Origin of the sequence: Schaalia naturae (genome assembly GCF_042665795.1) — a bacterium.
GTDB lineage: Bacteria > Actinomycetota > Actinomycetes > Actinomycetales > Actinomycetaceae > Pauljensenia > Pauljensenia naturae.
This window is the reverse complement of record NZ_JBHTEF010000001.1, coordinates 1201918-1217479: the sequence shown is the minus strand read 5'-3', so window position 1 is coordinate 1217479 and position 15562 is coordinate 1201918. Positions and strand designations below refer to the sequence as shown.

Below are 15562 nucleotides of genomic sequence, written 5' to 3'. Positions count from 1 at the left end.
TCCGACCGGCGCCGTGTTCACGCTGGGCGCAGGGCGCGCCAGACCAGCGGACGGCGGGCTCATCTACACTGAGGCCTCGCAACAGGGCCGGCGCCGCCGGCCGTCCCGTCCCGACTGGAGGCCACATGGCCAGCGATCACCCCGCGTTCTTCGGCAACGGCGAGTCCTCCGGTCCCACCCGGCCCACGTCGTTCGACCGGGTCCTCGCCGACGCCCGGCGGTCGGAGGGGACGGGCATGGGGCGGGGAGTCCCCGCTGACCTGATCCCCTATCTGGAGGAGGCCGACCGGCCCTCCCAGGAGCAGGAGGAGGCCCGGGCGAAGGAGCGCGAGGAACAGGACGCGGCGGAGGCCGCCGAGGCCGAGCGCACCGAGGCCCTGCGGCAGCTGGTCGCGAACTCGCTGCTCGTGGGGCCCGATCCCGCGATCCTGCGCGAGGTCGAGGGCGAGGACACGGACTGGGACGACGACGATGCCACCGACGGGGTCTCGCAGCGGGACGGCGCGGGGGCGGGGACGCCCTCGACCCACGCCGAGGCGCTGGACGAGGCCGAACGCGGGCTCGCCCTGGACCGACGGGTCGACGCCATCTACCGCTCCATCATCGCGCGCGCGCCGGAGCACCGGGTCCAGCCCTCCCTGGATCGCGTGGAGGAGGCCCTGGACATCCTCGGAGACCCCGAGGACGACTACCCGAGCATCCACATCACCGGCACGAACGGCAAGACCTCGACGGCGCGGATGATCGACTCCGTGCTGTCGGCGATGGGAATGCGCGTGGGGCGTTTCACCTCCCCGCACCTCGTCAACGTGCGCGAGAGGATCTCGCTGGCGGGACGCCCGATCTCCCGGGAGGACTTCGTCGCCGCATGGGAGGACGTCGCCCCCTACATCGACATGGTCGACCGGCGCTCCCAGGAGCGCGGCGGGCCCCGCATGTCGTTCTTCGAGGTCTTCACCGTCATGGCCTTCGCCGCCTTCGCGGACCACCCGGTGGACGCGGCGGTGGTCGAGGTCGGGATGGGCGGCCTGTGGGACGCGACGAATGCGATGGACGGGGACGTCGCGGTCATCATGCCGATCGACCTCGACCACCAGAGGTGGCTGGGCTCGACGGTGGAGGAGATCGCCACCGAGAAGGCGGGGATCATCAAACCCCGTCAGACCGTCGTCGTCGCGCGGCAGCCCGAGGCGGCCCGCGACATCCTGCTCGCCCGCGCCCGCGAGGTCGACGCGGTCGTCCGCCTGGAGGACCGCGACTTCGAGGTGCTCGCCCGCCAGATGGGGGTCGGCGGGCAGCTGGTGACCATCCGCACGCCCGCCGCCGTGTACGAGGACGTCTTCGTGCCCCTGCTGGGGGAGCATCAGGCCCACAACGCCGCCGCGGCGCTCGTGGCGGCCGAGGCGTTCCTGGGCGGGCGCGAGCTGGACGGGCGCATCGTCGAACAGGGCTTCATGACCGCGACGTCCCCCGGGCGGCTCGAAGTGGTGCGGACGTCGCCCGCCATCGTCGTCGACGCCGCCCACAACCCGGCGGGCGCCCGCACCCTGCGCGCCGCCCTGGACCAGGGGGTCTTCGACTTCGCACACGTCGTCGGCCTGTTCTCGGCGATGGGCGACAAGGACGTCGAGGGGATGCTCGGCGAGCTCGAGCCGGTCATCGACGACCTGGTGGTCACCACCATGCCGGGAGAGCGCGCGATGCCGGGGGAGCGGCTGATGGCGATCGCGACCGAGGTCTTCGGGGAGGACCGCGTGGAGCTGCGCGAGGACCTCGTCCAGGCGGTGGACCGGGCGGTGGAGCTGGCCGAGGCGCGCACCGTGCCGGGGGAGAGCACCGGCGTCGTGGCCTTCGGATCGATCGTCCTGGCCGGCGCGGTCTCGACGCTGGTGCGCGGCGCGAGGTGAGTCCGGACCGGATCGCGCGACAGCGGGGCCCGCAGGGTGGCACGATGGCAGTCGTAGTCACCCACCTGTCCCGCCGGATGCGAGGAGGCACCCCATGAAGAAGCTGATCAACGACGTCCACCAGGTCGTCCGGGAGTCCCTGGAGGGATTCGCGCTGGCCCATGCCGACCTGGTCGACGTGCACCTCGACCCCGATTTCGTCACGCGCCACCACCCCAAGGCCGATGGGCTGGTCGGCATCGTCTCGGGCGGAGGCTCGGGGCACGAGCCGCTGCACGCCGGATTCGTCGGCGAGGGCATGCTCGACGCCGCCGTCCCGGGTCCCGTGTTCACCTCCCCGACGCCCGATCCGATCCTCGAGGCCACCCGGGCCTCGGACCACGGCGCCGGCGTGCTCCACATCGTGAAGAACTACACCGGCGACGTCCTCAACTTCGAGACGGCCGCCGAGATGGCCGAGATGGACGACATCGAGGTGACCTCGGTCGTCGTCAACGATGACGTCGCCGTCGAGGACTCCCTCTACACAGCGGGCCGCCGCGGCGTGGCGGGCACGGTGCTCGTGGAGAAGATCGCGGGGGCCGCGGCGGAGCGCGGGGACGACCTGGCCGGCGTCACCGCGATCGCCACGCGCGTCAACGACGAGGTGCGCTCGATGGGGCTGGCGCTGGGCCCGTGCACGGTGCCGCACGCCGGCACGCCGTCCTTCGAGCTCGGCGACGACGAGATCGAGCTGGGCATCGGGATCCACGGGGAGCCCGGCTACCGTCGCGGCCGCATGGAGAGCGCGGACGTCCTGACGAAAGAGCTCTATGAGCGCGTGCGCGACGACCTGGGCCTGGCCACGGGGGAGCGCGTGGTCACGCTGGTCAACGGCATGGGCGGCACGCCCCTGTCCGAGCTCTACATCGTGCACCGCGCCCTGGCGGCGCTGCTGGACGCCGACGGCGTCACCATCGAGCGCTCCCTGGTGGGAAACTACGTGACGAGCCTGGAGATGCCCGGCGCCTCCCTCACGCTGCTGCGTGTGGACGACGAGCTGCTCAGCCTGTTCGATGCGCCGGCGAGCACGCCGGCCTGGAAGTGAGTGGGGGGACCGATGGCACTGGACGCCGCGTGGGCGCGCGCCTGGATGGCGGGCGTCGGCAGGTCGATGGCCGACAACCGCGAGCGGCTCATCGACCTGGACCGCCAGATCGGGGACGGGGACCACGGGGAGAACATGGACCGCGGCTTCGCGGCCGTCGAGAAGGCGCTGTCCGCCGATGACGCGCCCGACACGGCGGCCGGGATCCTCAAGACGGTGGCGCGCACGCTGATGTCCACGGTCGGGGGCGCGGCGGGCCCGCTGTACGGCACGGCCTTCCTACGCGCCTCCAAGGCGGCGCCCGCGGGCGCGTTCTCCGCGCACGACGTCCACGACGTGCTCGCCGCCGCCTTGGGCGGCATCCAGGCGCGCGGCAAGGCGGAGCGCGGCGACAAGACCATGGTCGACGCCTGGATCCCGGCCGTCGAGGCGGCCGGGATCCAGGCGGAGGCGGGATCGTCCCCCGAGGAGGCCCTGAACGCCGCCGCCCGCGCCGCCGAGGAGGGGGCCGCGGCCACGGAGCCCCTCCAGGCGCGCAAGGGCCGGGCCTCCTATCTGGGAGAGCGCTCGATCGGCCACCTCGACCCCGGGGCGGTGTCCACCTCCCTCATCCTCGCCCAGGCCGCCGAGGCGGCTCGGGCGAGGGAAGCGGATCCCTCATGAGCGCGCGCGTCGCCCTGGTCGTCGTCTCCCACTCCGACCTGCTTGCCCGCGGCGTCGCCGAGGTCGCGGGTCAGATGGCTCCCGACGTGCTCGTGGAGGCCGCCGGCGGCACCGACGACCTCTCATTGGGCACCTCCTACGACCGCGTCGAGCACGCGGTCGACGCGGCGCTGGAGTCCGTGGGCGGAGATGACGCGCCCGCGGGGGCCGGCGTCGTCGTCCTGACGGACCTCGGCTCGGCCACGATGACGGTGGAGTCGGTCCTGGACATGGCGGACGACGCGGGCCGGCTCGTCTTCGCGGACGCGCCACTCGTCGAGGGCGCGGTGGCGGCGGCGGTGAGGGCGCAGCTGGGCGACGACGTCGCCGCGGTCGCCCGCGCGGCGCGCGGTGCCGCCGGCGCCTTCGCCGCCGCAGCGCCCTCCTCCTCCCCGGAGCCCGCGGGCCCGGTCCTCCGCGACCCCGTCGCCGTGATCCGCGCGGCCCCCGCGCTCGACGCGGCCGACGCGGTCGAGGGCGAGGCCACGGTCGCCGACCCGGTCGGCCTCCACGCGCGCCCGGCGGCCCAGCTGGCCCGCCTGGCGGGGACCTTCGACGCGGAGGTGACGGTCGACGGGGCCAGCGCGGACTCGGTGCTGGAGCTCATGGCCCTGGGCGTGCGGCGCGGCGACGTCGTCCGGATCTCGGCGACGGGCCCCCAGGCGGCTGAGGCCGTCGAGGCCCTGACCCGTATGCTCGAGCAGGGCGGCGAGCCGGCGGGAACCGTGGGCTCCGCGCAACTGTGAGCCACGGCCTCCCCACGGCGGCGACCGTCCGCGGGGGCCTATGCTGGAGCGGCGTCAGCCGATGACGTCTGCCGACGAGATGACACGATGGCCTCTGTGAAAGGTGATTGCCCATGCCCACCCCCGAGCTGCTCGATCCCGACAAGGAGCACACTCTGGTCCTCATCAAGCCTGACGCCTACGAGCGGGGGCTCACCGGTGAGATCCTGCGCCGCATCGAGGTCAAGGGATACCGGCTCAAGGGCCTCAAGGTGAAGAAGGCCTCCCGGGAGCTGCTCACCGCGCACTATGTCGAGCACAAGGACCAGCCGTTCTTCCCCGCGCTCCTCGACTACATGTCCTCCGGCCCGCTCGTCGCCGTCGTCGTGGAGGGCGACCGGGTCATCGAGGGCTTCCGCACGATGATGGGCCAGACCAATCCGACGCTGGCGGCTCCCGGCACGATCCGAGGCGACCTCGGCCGCGACTGGAAGACGCCGGCCGTCCAGAACGTCGTGCACGGATCGGACTCGCCGACCTCGGCGGACCGCGAGATCGCGCTGTGGTTCCCGGAGCTCGTCTTCAAGGACTGACCGCTTCGGGGACCGGCCGTCCCGAGGGCCCCGCCGGGGACCGCCCGACCCGTATTGTGGGGCCGTGCATCTCAAGACCCTGACGCTCCGCGGATTCAAGTCCTTTGCCTCCTCCACCACGCTGCGCCTGGAGCCGGGCATCACGTGCGTCGTCGGCCCCAACGGATCGGGCAAGTCGAACGTGGTGGACGCGCTGGCCTGGGTGATGGGGGAGCAGGGCGCGAAGACCCTGCGCGGCGGGCAGATGGCGGATGTCATCTTCGCGGGCACGAGTGCCCGTGCGCCGCTGGGCCGCGCCCAGGTCGAACTGACGATCGACAACGCGGACGGCACGCTGCCCATCGAGTACTCCGAGGTCACGATCAGCCGGACCCTGTTCCGCGGGGGCGGATCCGAGTATTCGATCAACGGGGCCTCCGCCCGTCTGCTGGACGTCCAGGAGCTTCTGTCCGACACGGGCATGGGCCGCCAGATGCACGTCATCGTGGGCCAGAACCAGCTCGACACGATCCTGTCCGCCACACCCGAGGAACGGCGCGGCTTCATCGAGGAGGCCGCCGGGGTGCTCAAGCACCGCAGGCGCAAGGACCGGGCGCTGCACAAGCTGGCGGACATGGACCAGAACCTCGTGCGGGTCCTCGACCTCACCAACGAGATCCACCGCCAGCTGCGCCCCCTGGCCCGCCAGGCGGAGGCCGCCCGCAAGGCGTCGGCGATCCAGACCCGCGTGCGTGACGCCCGGGCGCGCCTGCTCGCCGACGACGTGGTCTCCCTGAGGACCCGCCTGGACGAGCAGCAGGCCAGCGACCGGGCGGCCCAGGCGCGGCGCGAGCGTCTCGAGGGCCGTCTGCGCGAGGAGCGCGCGGCGCTGGAGCGCCTGGAGGACCAGGAGCGCGCCGCGGGCCCCGAGGTCGAGCGGGCCGCCGCCGTCTGGCGGGAGCTCACGACCCTCCACGAGCGCCTGCGCGGCACGGCGATGCTGGCCGCCGAACGCGTCGAGGCGCTGTCCCGCCCCGCGGGCGCCCCCCAGGGCGAGGACCCCGAGGAGCTCGAGCGCCGCGCCGAAGAGGCGGGGACGGAGGACGCGGACCTGCTCCGCCGCGTCGAGCAGGGCCGCACCGAGTTGGAGCGCGCCTCCCGCGCACGCGCCGACGCGGAGGAACGCGACGAGCGGGCCTCCCGCGAGCTGGCCCGCGTCAACAGGCTCCTCGCGGACCGCCGCGAGAAGGTCGCGCGCCTGACGGGGGACGTGGCGGCGAGCCGCTCCCGCCTCGAGGCGTCGCGCAGCGAGGCCGAGCGCGCGCGGGGCCTGGTGGAGGCGGCTGAGAAACGTCGGCGCGAAGCGGAAGAACGCGCCGCACAGGCCCCCTCGCCTCCCCCGGCCGAGGGGGACACGGGCGCGTCCGCCCACGAGCGGGCGGTCCGGCTGCGCGACCGGGCGCGGGCCCGGGTCGACGCCCTGCTCACCGAGGAGCGCGAGGCCCGGGCCGAGCGCGCCCGCTGGGAGTCCCGCCGGGACACGTTGGCCGAGAGCCTCACGCCCGACGACGCCACGGCGGACCTCGCCGGCAGGCCGGGGATCGTCGCCGACCTGCCCTCTCTCCTGAGCGTCGAGGAGGGATGGGAGGACGCGCTTGCCGCGCTGCTCTCCCCGCTCGCGGACGCCGCGGTGGCCGAGGACCTCGGCTCCGCCGTCGACCAGGTCCGCTCGACCCGTTCGGAGGGCGGCGGACGGGTGCGGATGATCCTCTCGCGCGCGCAGCCGGGATCGGGCTCCGGCGACGGCGGGCGCGCCGGGCTCCCAGAGGCGGGCCGGTGGGCCCTGGACGTGGTGCGCGTCGACGAGCGGGTCGGCCCCGCCATGGCCGCGGCCCTGGACGGATGCGTCGTGTGCGAGGACCTCGATCAGGTCGCCGGGCTGGTGGCGCTCCCCGGCGTCCGCGCGGTCGCAACCCTCGGGGGCGATGTCGTCACGGCGACCTCGGTGGTCGGGTCGGGGCGCGGGGGGTCCTCCGTGCTCACGCTGCACGCGCAGTACGAGCACGCGGTCGGCCGGGCCGCCGACGCTGAGCAGCGGGAGTCGCAGGCCGCTGCCGCCCTCGTCACCGCGAACGGGGAGTACGACGCCGCCGTGAAGGCGGCCAACGAGGCGCTGCGGGCGCTGCGCGAGGAGGACGCGGGCCGCGCCCGTCTGGCGGAGGAGGCGGCGCGGGCGTCGTCGGCGTCCGCGGCCGCCGCCGCCGAGGCCGACCGGTCTCGGGCGGCGCTCGCGCGCGTCGAGGAGCAGGTGGCGTGGGCCCAGGAACAGGTCGAGGCCGCCCGGCAGCGGCTCGAGCAGGCCGAGGGCCTCGAACCCGCCGAGGACCTGGCCGCCTCGCAGCGGGCGGCGGAGGAGGCGTCGTCGGCCGCCCGGCGCGCCCGCGAGGAGGAGACCGCGCAGCGCCTGTCCCTGCGCACCGACGAGGAGCGCTCCCGTCAGGCGCAGGGCCGGGCCCGCTCCCTGCGCCAGGCCGCGGCCCGCTCCCGCGAGGAGCGGGAGCGCCACGCGCGCGCCGAACGCCTCCGGCTCGCGCGCCTGGACTCGGTGGGGCGGATCGCGCAGGGAGCCGAGATCGCCGTGGAGGCGGCGGCCCGCGCGCTCGCCCGCGCCGAGGAGGCCCACCGGCACGCGGAGGAGGCCCGCGCGGACTCGTCGCAGGCCCTCAGTGAGCGGCGCCGGCGCATCGACGAACTCACGCGGGAGCTCGGCGAGGTCACCGGGGCCTCGCACCGCGACGAGGTCGCCCGCGCCGAGATGACGGCGCGGATGGAGAACCTCGAGCGGTCGTCGGTCGGGGACCTCGGCCTGGAGGCCGACCAGCTGGTCGAGGAGTACGGGCCGCACAACCTCGTGCCGGACCCCGACGGCGGCGCCGCGCCCTACGTCCGCTCCGAGCAGGAGCAGGAGCTCCAGCGGGCGACCCGGGAGCTCGAACGGCTGGGCCGGGTCAACCCCCTGGCCCTGGAGGAGCATGCCGCTCTGTCCCAGCGCCACGAGTTCCTCGTCTCCCAGGTCCAGGACCTCAAGAAATCGAAGGCGGACCTGCTGCGCATCATCGACGACGTCGACGCCCTCGTGCGCGAGGCATTCTCCCGAGCCTTCTCCGACATCCAGGAGCAGTTCGTCCACACCTTCGAGGTCCTCTTCCCAGGAGGGGAGGGCCGCCTGGTGCTCACCGACCCGGAGGACATGCTCGCCACGGGCATCGAGATCGAGGCCCGACCGGCGGGCAAGAAGGTGCGGAGGCTGTCCCTGCTCTCCGGCGGCGAGCGGTCGCTGGCGGCGCTGGCGTTCCTCGTCGCGATCTTCCGCGCGCGCCCCTCCCCCTTCTACGTGATGGACGAGGTCGAGGCGGCGCTGGACGACGTCAACCTCTCGCGCCTGCTGCGCATCTTCGAGGAGCTGCGGCGCACCAGCCAGCTCATCGTCATCACCCACCAGAAGCGCACGATGGAGCTCGCCGACGCGCTGTACGGGGTGACGATGCGCGACGGCGTCACCTCGGTCGTCTCCCAGAGGCTGGCGTCCTGACGGCGCGTGAGGCGTCCCATTGTCACGATTCGATCGCGATGGGCGTCTCCTGTTGGCGTCTCCCGGAGGACGTGCGACCGTGGAGGCATGTCCGAGGGAATCGCCGTCATCGCGCTCACCACCATCGTCCTCGTCGCCCTGGCGATCGCCGTGGTCGTCGCCGTGGCCGTCTCCCGGCGCCCGGCCTCCTCGTGGCAGGAGCGCCTGCGCGAGCAGACCGCCCTCCTGAGGGACCCCGAGCCTGACGCGGAGCCTCCGGCGCGGGTGACCCCCTCCGAGACGACGCTGAGCGACCTGCTGGCCACCGATGAGCACGGGGGCAACGCCTACGTGGATCCGAGGGCGATCCCCGGGTTCGATCGCCTGGAGTCCGTCGCCCAGACGGTGAGGGCGGGGGAGCGCCAGTCCTCCCGGCGCGGCTGACCGCAGCAGGGGCGCCCCGGCTCGGCGGTCGCGGGCCGGTGTGGAGAGCCCCGCGCCCCGTGGGGGATGATGGGGGCATGGATGCAGTGCTGAGTCTCCTCCAGTCGCCCGTGGGCATCGCGCTCGCGGTGCTCGTCGCGGTCGCCGTCCTCGCCCTCGTCGTGTGGGGGGTGCGGCGCGGGCGCGCCGGGCGGGACGAGGCCCCTCTTCCCCGCCGCGAGGAGGAAGCCCCGGAGCGTCCCCCCCGCGCCCCCGAGGAGTCCATCCCCGCGGAGCCCGCCCCCGCCGTCGACGAGGGCGTCCCGGCCTCCCCGACGGTCGCGCAGGCCGGCGCCGGGGCCGTCGAGGCGCCGGAGTCCGTGCCGTCGCGCATGCAGCGGCTTCGGGCCCGCCTGGCCGGGGCCGGCACGATCGGCGCCACCCTGCTTGGCGTGCTCTCCCGGGCGGACCTCCAGGCCGCCGACTGGGAGGAGATCGAGGACACCCTGCTGATGGCGGACCTCGGGGTCCCCGCCACCGAGCGGCTCATGGGCGCCCTGAGGACCCGCGTCAAGGTCGAGGGCACGCGCGACCCGCAGGCGGTCCGCCAGATCCTCGCCGAGGAGCTGCTGGCCCTCGTCGACCCGGCGATGGACCGTGCCCTGCACCTCGATCCCGCGCCGGGCGGGGACGCGCGCGTCCGGCCGGCGACCGTCCTCATGGTCGGCGTCAACGGAACCGGGAAGACGACGACGGCGGGGAAGCTCGCCCGCGTCCTCGTCGCCGAGGGGAAGTCCGTGCTCCTGGGTGCGGCGGACACGTTCCGGGCGGCGGCGGCCGACCAGCTGGCCACATGGGGCGCCAGGGTCGGCGTCGACGTGGTGCGCGCGGACCGGGAGGGCGCCGATCCCGCCTCCGTGGCCTTCGACGCCGTGCGGGAGGGCGCCGAGCGGGGCATCGACGTCGTCATCGTCGACACGGCCGGGCGCCTCCAGACCAAGACGGCCCTCATGGACGAACTGGGCAAGGTCAAACGCGTCATCGAGAAGCAGGTCCCCGTCTCCGAGGTGCTACTGGTCCTCGACGCCACCACCGGGCAGAACGGCCTGCGCCAGGCGGAGGTCTTCGCCCAGGCCGCCGACGTCACGGGCATCGTGCTGACCAAGCTCGACGGGTCGGCGAAGGGAGGCATCGTCGTCTCCGTCCAGCGCGAGCTCGGCGTCCCGGTGAAGCTCGTCGGACTGGGGGAGGGGCCGGACGATCTCTCTCCCTTCGATCCTCATGACTTCGTCAACGCGATCATCGGAGAGTAAAGCGCTTCCCCGTCCACATCGTGGATAGGTAAAGTCAGGGTCAAAAGCTGGCTTGTACTGTTCGAGAGTCAGTTTTCCGACTCGGAAGGCAATCCCGTGGACACACTCGACACAGGCGCCACAGCCTGGATGCTCACCTCAGCGTCTCTGGTCCTCCTGATGACACCCGGGCTCGCCCTCTTCTACGGGGGCATGAGCCGCACGAAGTCCGTCCTCAACATGATGATGATGTCCTTCGGGGTCATCGCCGTCGTGGCGGTCGTCTACCCGCTGTGGGGCTACTCGATGAGCTACGGCCCGACCGACATCGGGGGGATCTTCGCGAACCCCTTCGAGTGGTTCGGGCTGCGCGGCAGCTTCGACGGCGCCGCGGTCGACGGCTACGGCGTGCCCGGATGGGTGGGCGTCGCATTCCAGATGACCTTCGCCATCATCACCGTCGCCCTGATCTCCGGTTCCCTGGCCGAACGTGTCCGGTTCTCGACGTGGCTGGTCTTCGTCCTGCTGTGGGTGACCTTCTCCTACTTCCCGATGGCCCACATGGTGTGGGGCGGCGGCTTCCTGTCGGCCGACGGGCCCATCGCCTCCCTCACCGGGGTCGCGCCCATCGACTTCGCCGGCGGCACGGTGGTCCACATCAACGCCGGCATCGCCGGGCTCGTGCTGGCCCTCATCATCGGCAAGCGCCCCGGCTTCGGCAAGGAGCCGATGCGGCCCCACAACCTGCCCTTCGTCATGATGGGCGCCGCCCTGCTCTTCTTCGGCTGGTTCGGATTCAACGCGGGCTCGGCCTTCACCGCCGACGACCTGGCGGGCCTGGCCTGGGTCAACACCACGGTCGCCACCGGCGCCGCCGTGCTCGGCTGGATGCTGGTCGAGCGCCTGCGCGACGGACACGCCACCTCCCTGGGCGCCGCCTCCGGCGTCGTCGCCGGCCTGGTGGCCGTCACCCCCGCAGCCGGGTCCATCGACCCGATCGGGGCCGTCGTCCTCGGCCTGATCGCGGGCGCCCTGTGCGCCGCGGCGGTGAGCCTGAAGTTCCGCTTCGGATACGACGACTCGCTGGACGTCGTCGGCGTCCACCTGGTCGGCGGCCTCACGGGCACGGTGCTCATCGGGTTCCTCTCCACGGAGACCGGACTGTTCTACGGCGGGGGCGCGGGCCAGCTGCTCACGCAGATCCTCATCGCCCTGTGCGCGCTGGTCTTCTCCGGCGTCATCACGGCGGTGCTCGGCCTCGCCCTGCGTGCGACGATGGGCTGGAGGATCTCGCCCGAGGACGAGGTCCGCGGCATCGATCTGGCCGAGCACTCCGAGACGGCCTACGACAACCCCACCGCGTCGGCGCGGCTGGCCTGAGAGGAACTCCCATGAAGCTCATCACCGCCATCATCCAGCCCTACCGCCTCGATCCGGTCCGCGAGGCCCTGGAGGCCCTCGGGCTCACGGGCGCCACGATCTCCGAGGCCTCGGGCACCGGCCGGCAGAAGGGGCACACCGAGGTCTACCGGGGCGCCGAGTACGCCGTCACCGTGGTGCCCAAGATCCGCCTCGAGACCCTGGTGCGCGACGAGGAGGTGCCCGCCGCGGTCAACGCGATCTCCACGGCGGCCCGCACCGGCAACATCGGCGACGGCAAGATCTGGGTCACCCCCGTCGACGACGTCGTCCGCGTGCGCACGGGCGAGTCCGGACCGCAGGCCCTGTGAGAGGGGAGCGCTGCCGTCGTGACGCGACTCGGTGAGGCCCTGCTCGACCTCGATCCGCCCCACCCCCTCGCGGGAGGGGAATGGGACCCGGGGCCGGGCAGGGCGTTCCGTCGTGTCATCCGGGGCTTGGTGACGAGCGCGCTCGCCGAGGTCTGGGCGGGGGCCACCCGCGACACGACGATCGGCCCCCTCTCCCTCTGCCTCGTCGGATCCTTCGCGCGCGCCGAGGGCGGCCCCGTCTCCGACATCGACCTGGTCCTCCTCCACGAGATGCCCCACCGCCTGGAGGGCCGTGTCCTGGACCTCGCCCGCGACGTCCTCCACCCGCTGTGGGACGCGGGAGTGTCCGTCGACCACTCGGTGCGCACCCCGGCGCAGTGCCGGCAGGTCGCCGCCGACGACCTTCCCGCCCTCACCGGGCTCCTCGACCTCCACGTCGTCGCCGGCTCTCGGGAACTCACGGACGCAGTGCGCGCCTCGGTCGGCTCGGACCTGCGCCGCGCCGCGCCCACGCGCGTCGACGAGCTGCTCACCGGCGCGCGCGAGCGGTGGGCGGACGAGGGCGATCTCGACCGTGTCAACGAGCCGGACCTCAAGGCCTGCCGCGGCGGGCTGCGCGATCTCGACCTCATGAGGGCGCTCGCCGCGACCTGGCTGACTGACTATCCCCACGACCGCGTCGAGGACGCGGCCTCGTTCCTCCTCGACGTGCGCGACAGCCTCCAGCGGGTGACGCGCCGCCATACGGCGAAGTTGCTGCGCGTCCACCAGGGCGCGGTCGCCGCGGACCTCGGGTTCGCCGGCATCGACGCGGAGGCCGACCTCATGCGCATGGTGGCCCGGGCGGGCGGGGAGATCGCGGCCGCCACCGAGGCGGCCGTCCACCGGGCCCTGGGCGCGCGCGAGGCATGGGGTCCGGGCGGGCTGCGCCGCCGGATCTCCCGCCCCAGGTCCCCGCGCCTGCCCCATCCCGTCGCCCACCTCGATCAGCTGGGCTTCGGGGTGGCCGTCTCCGACGACGCGCTGGTCTTCACCGACGCCGCGCTGGCTCGCGACCCCTCGGCCGTCCTCGAGCTCGCCGGGACCTCGGCGCGCACAGGGCTCCCGCCCTCCTCCGCGACGCTCGACGACATCGCCTCCGGGGTGCGCGCGGGGGCGCTGTCCGGGACCGGGGCCTGGAGCTCCCATCGCGCCCACCTGTTCCTCGACTTCCTGGGCGCCGGGAAGGGGGTCATCCCGACATGGTTCGCCCTGGACCGCGCGGGTGTGCCCGCCGCGTGGATCCCGGAGTGGGAGGCCCTTCGATCGCGACCCCAGAGGGCGGAGTTCCACCGGTGGACGGTCGACCGCCACTGCGTGGGGACCGTCGCCGAGATGGGCGTGATGCTGGACGGGCGGGCCGACTGGCTCCCCCCCTTCGACCGCTCGATCATCGACCGGCCGACGGCCCTGCTGGCCGCGCTGCTCCATGACGTCGGGAAGCGCCCGCCCGACGGGGGCGTCGACCACCCGCGGATCGGGGCCTCGCTGGTCGGGGGGATCCTGGAGCGCATGGGCATGGGCGAGTGGGCGCCGGCGGTGGTCTCGCTGGTCGCCCGCCATCTGGTTCTCGCCCAGGCCGCGACCACGCGCGACCCGGACGACCCGGCGACCGTGGCCGAGGTGCTCGACGCCGTGGACCGCGATCCGGCGCTGCTGGCCGCTCTGGTCGCGCTCACCCGGGCGGACTCGGTGGCCGCGGGGGAGAAGGCGTGGAACCCGTGGCGCGCCAGCCTCGTCAACACGCTGGCGCGGACATGCTGGGAGACCCTGGCCCGCGAGTAGGGCCTCAGTGGTGCGCCGGGCCCCGGCTGGGGGCGGCCTGCGCCCGTGCGGTAGTCTGGGCGGCAGCAATTCCGGCCCGTCCAGGCCGTCAGTCCGCCGCCCTCGAATCGGAAGTGGGGAAGAGTGTTCGGCAATCTCTCGGACCGTCTCAGCCAGTCCTTCAAGCAGTTGCGCGGACGCGGCGTGCTCACCGAGGCCGACGTGGACAACACCATCGGCCAGATCCGCCGCGCGCTGCTGGACGCCGACGTCGCGCTGCCCGTGGTCCGACAGTTCACGACCGACGTCCGCGAGAAGGCCTACGGCGCGGCCCGTTCGAAGGCGCTGAACCCGGGCCAGCAGGTCGTGCGCATCGTCCACGACGAACTGGTCGAGATCCTGGGCGGGGAGACCCGAGAGCTCCACTTCGCCAGCCGCGGGCCGACGGTCTTCATGCTCGCCGGCCTCCAGGGCGCCGGCAAGACGACGCTGGCGGGGAAGCTCGGCAAATGGCTGCGCGAGGAGGGGCGCTCGGTCCTCCTGGTCGCCTCCGACCTCCAGAGGCCGGGCGCCGTCCACCAGCTCCAGGTCGTCGGCGGCCGCGCCGGCGTGGGGGTCTGGGCCCCCGAGCCAGGCGACGGGGTCGGCGACCCGGTCGAGGTCGCCCGCTCCGGTCTCGCCCATGCCCTCGAGTCGGGCATCGACGTGGTCGTCGTCGACACCGCCGGCCGGCTGGGCGTCGACCAGGAGATGATGGACCAGGCCATCGCCATCCGCGAAGCCGTCCACCCCCACGAGATCCTCTTCGTCCTCGACGCGATGGTCGGCCAGGACGCCGTGAGGACCTCGACCGCGTTCCGCGACGGCGTCGGCTTCACCGGCGTCGTCCTCTCGAAGCTCGACGGCGACGCCCGCGGCGGCGCGGCCCTCTCGGTGCGGGGCGTGACGGGAGCGCCCGTGCTCTTCGCCTCCACCGGCGAGGGCCTCGATGATTTCGAGCGGTTCCACGCCGACCGCATGGCGGGGCGCATCCTCGACATGGGCGACGTCATGACGCTCATCGAGCAGGCCGAGAAGCGGATGGACCAGGCCGAGGCCCAGAAGGTCGCGGCCAAGGCGATGTCGGGGGAGCTCACCCTCGACGACTTCCTCTCCCAGCTCCAGCAGGTCCGCAGGCTCGGCTCCATGAAGAAGGTCCTCGGGATGATCCCCGGGATGGGGCAGATGCGCGACCAGCTGGAGAACTTCGACGAGCGCGAGGTCGACCGCGTCGAGGCGATCGTGCGCTCGATGACGCCCGCCGAGCGCACCGATGTCTCGATCCTCAACGGGTCGCGGCGCGCGCGCATCGCCCGCGGCTCCGGCACCACGGTGACCGACGTCAACGGCCTCGTCAAGCGTTTCGAGGCCGCCAAGGCGATGATGGGGCAGATGGGCCAGATGTCGGGCATGCCTGGCATGGGGTCGATGCCCGGTCAGGGCGGCAAGGCGAAACAGCGGGCCCAACAGCGTCAGGCGGCCGCGCGCGCTGCCCGGGTGAAGAAGAAGGCCCGTTCCGGGAATCCCGCGAGGCGTCGCCAGCAGGAGCTCGAGGCGCTGCTGCCCAAGGACCAGCGCGGGGGCGAGGAGGCGCAGGCGCCCGCCGGATCCGCCTTCGGCCTGACGAGCGCCCCGGCGGTGCCTCCCGCCGCCCGCCCGGGCCTGGAGGACCTGCCCGACGACATCAAGCGCATGCTCCAGGGCCGCTGAG

The 15562-nt window shown here is 73.6% G+C and carries 12 protein-coding genes; all 12 read left to right on the top strand.

The window, feature by feature from the left end:
* Positions 1–236: 236 nt before the first annotated feature.
* The 12 genes from ACFQWG_RS05325 (at position 237) to ffh (ending at position 15561) form a co-directional block, all read left to right on the top strand.
* On the top strand, positions 237–1907 hold the full coding sequence (locus ACFQWG_RS05325; RefSeq protein ID WP_380976245.1) for a bifunctional folylpolyglutamate synthase/dihydrofolate synthase: 1671 nt from the start codon (positions 237–239) through the stop codon (positions 1905–1907).
* Positions 1908–2001: 94 nt separating this feature from the next.
* Positions 2002–2994 (top strand): dihydroxyacetone kinase subunit DhaK, encoded by a 993-nt coding sequence (gene dhaK, locus ACFQWG_RS05320; RefSeq protein WP_380972857.1) that lies wholly within the window; start codon positions 2002–2004, stop codon positions 2992–2994.
* A 12-nt stretch (positions 2995–3006) separates the two neighbouring features.
* A complete protein-coding gene (gene dhaL, locus ACFQWG_RS05315) occupies positions 3007–3657 on the top strand; it encodes a dihydroxyacetone kinase subunit DhaL (protein WP_380972854.1) in 651 nt (216 codons plus the stop codon).
* Positions 3654–4442, top strand: coding sequence for a dihydroxyacetone kinase phosphoryl donor subunit DhaM (gene dhaM, locus ACFQWG_RS05310; protein WP_380972852.1), 789 nt, complete (start codon positions 3654–3656; stop codon positions 4440–4442). The genes dhaL and dhaM overlap by 4 nt, the downstream gene beginning before the upstream one ends.
* A gap of 113 nt (positions 4443–4555) precedes the next feature.
* Positions 4556–5014 (top strand): nucleoside-diphosphate kinase, encoded by a 459-nt coding sequence (gene ndk / locus ACFQWG_RS05305; RefSeq protein WP_291495888.1) that lies wholly within the window; start codon positions 4556–4558, stop codon positions 5012–5014.
* Positions 5015–5078: 64 nt separating this feature from the next.
* The gene (gene smc / locus ACFQWG_RS05300; RefSeq protein ID WP_380972849.1) at positions 5079–8585 is read left to right on the top strand and encodes a chromosome segregation protein SMC; all 3507 of its coding nucleotides are present in this window, start codon (positions 5079–5081) and stop codon (positions 8583–8585) included.
* Positions 8586–8672: 87 nt separating this feature from the next.
* Positions 8673–9008, top strand: coding sequence for a hypothetical protein (locus ACFQWG_RS05295; protein ID WP_380972846.1), 336 nt, complete (start codon positions 8673–8675; stop codon positions 9006–9008).
* A 77-nt stretch (positions 9009–9085) separates the two neighbouring features.
* Positions 9086–10300, top strand: coding sequence for a signal recognition particle-docking protein FtsY (ftsY, locus tag ACFQWG_RS05290; RefSeq protein WP_380972844.1), 1215 nt, complete (start codon positions 9086–9088; stop codon positions 10298–10300).
* A 96-nt stretch (positions 10301–10396) separates the two neighbouring features.
* Positions 10397–11659: an ammonium transporter gene (locus ACFQWG_RS05285; RefSeq protein ID WP_291495883.1), complete on the top strand. Its 1263-nt coding sequence runs from the start codon at positions 10397–10399 to the stop codon at positions 11657–11659.
* 11 nt (positions 11660–11670) lie between these two features.
* Positions 11671–12009: a P-II family nitrogen regulator gene (locus ACFQWG_RS05280; RefSeq protein WP_291495881.1), complete on the top strand. Its 339-nt coding sequence runs from the start codon at positions 11671–11673 to the stop codon at positions 12007–12009.
* 18 nt (positions 12010–12027) lie between these two features.
* Positions 12028–13833, top strand: coding sequence for a [protein-PII] uridylyltransferase family protein (locus ACFQWG_RS05275; RefSeq protein WP_380972840.1), 1806 nt, complete (start codon positions 12028–12030; stop codon positions 13831–13833).
* A 123-nt stretch (positions 13834–13956) separates the two neighbouring features.
* Positions 13957–15561: a signal recognition particle protein gene (ffh, locus tag ACFQWG_RS05270; RefSeq protein WP_380972837.1), complete on the top strand. Its 1605-nt coding sequence runs from the start codon at positions 13957–13959 to the stop codon at positions 15559–15561.
* Position 15562 lies beyond the last annotated feature (1 nt).

Coding starts and splice junctions, on each gene's coding strand:
- ACFQWG_RS05325 (WP_380976245.1), top strand. CDS start 237: ATGGGGCGGGGAGTCCCCGCTGACCTGATCCCCTATCTGGAGGAGGCC.
- dhaK (WP_380972857.1), top strand. CDS start 2,002: ATGAAGAAGCTGATCAACGACGTCCACCAGGTCGTCCGGGAGTCCCTG.
- dhaL (WP_380972854.1), top strand. CDS start 3,007: ATGGCACTGGACGCCGCGTGGGCGCGCGCCTGGATGGCGGGCGTCGGC.
- dhaM (WP_380972852.1), top strand. CDS start 3,654: ATGAGCGCGCGCGTCGCCCTGGTCGTCGTCTCCCACTCCGACCTGCTT.
- ndk (WP_291495888.1), top strand. CDS start 4,556: ATGCCCACCCCCGAGCTGCTCGATCCCGACAAGGAGCACACTCTGGTC.
- ACFQWG_RS05295 (WP_380972846.1), top strand. CDS start 8,673: ATGTCCGAGGGAATCGCCGTCATCGCGCTCACCACCATCGTCCTCGTC.
- ftsY (WP_380972844.1), top strand. CDS start 9,086: ATGGATGCAGTGCTGAGTCTCCTCCAGTCGCCCGTGGGCATCGCGCTC.
- ACFQWG_RS05280 (WP_291495881.1), top strand. CDS start 11,671: ATGAAGCTCATCACCGCCATCATCCAGCCCTACCGCCTCGATCCGGTC.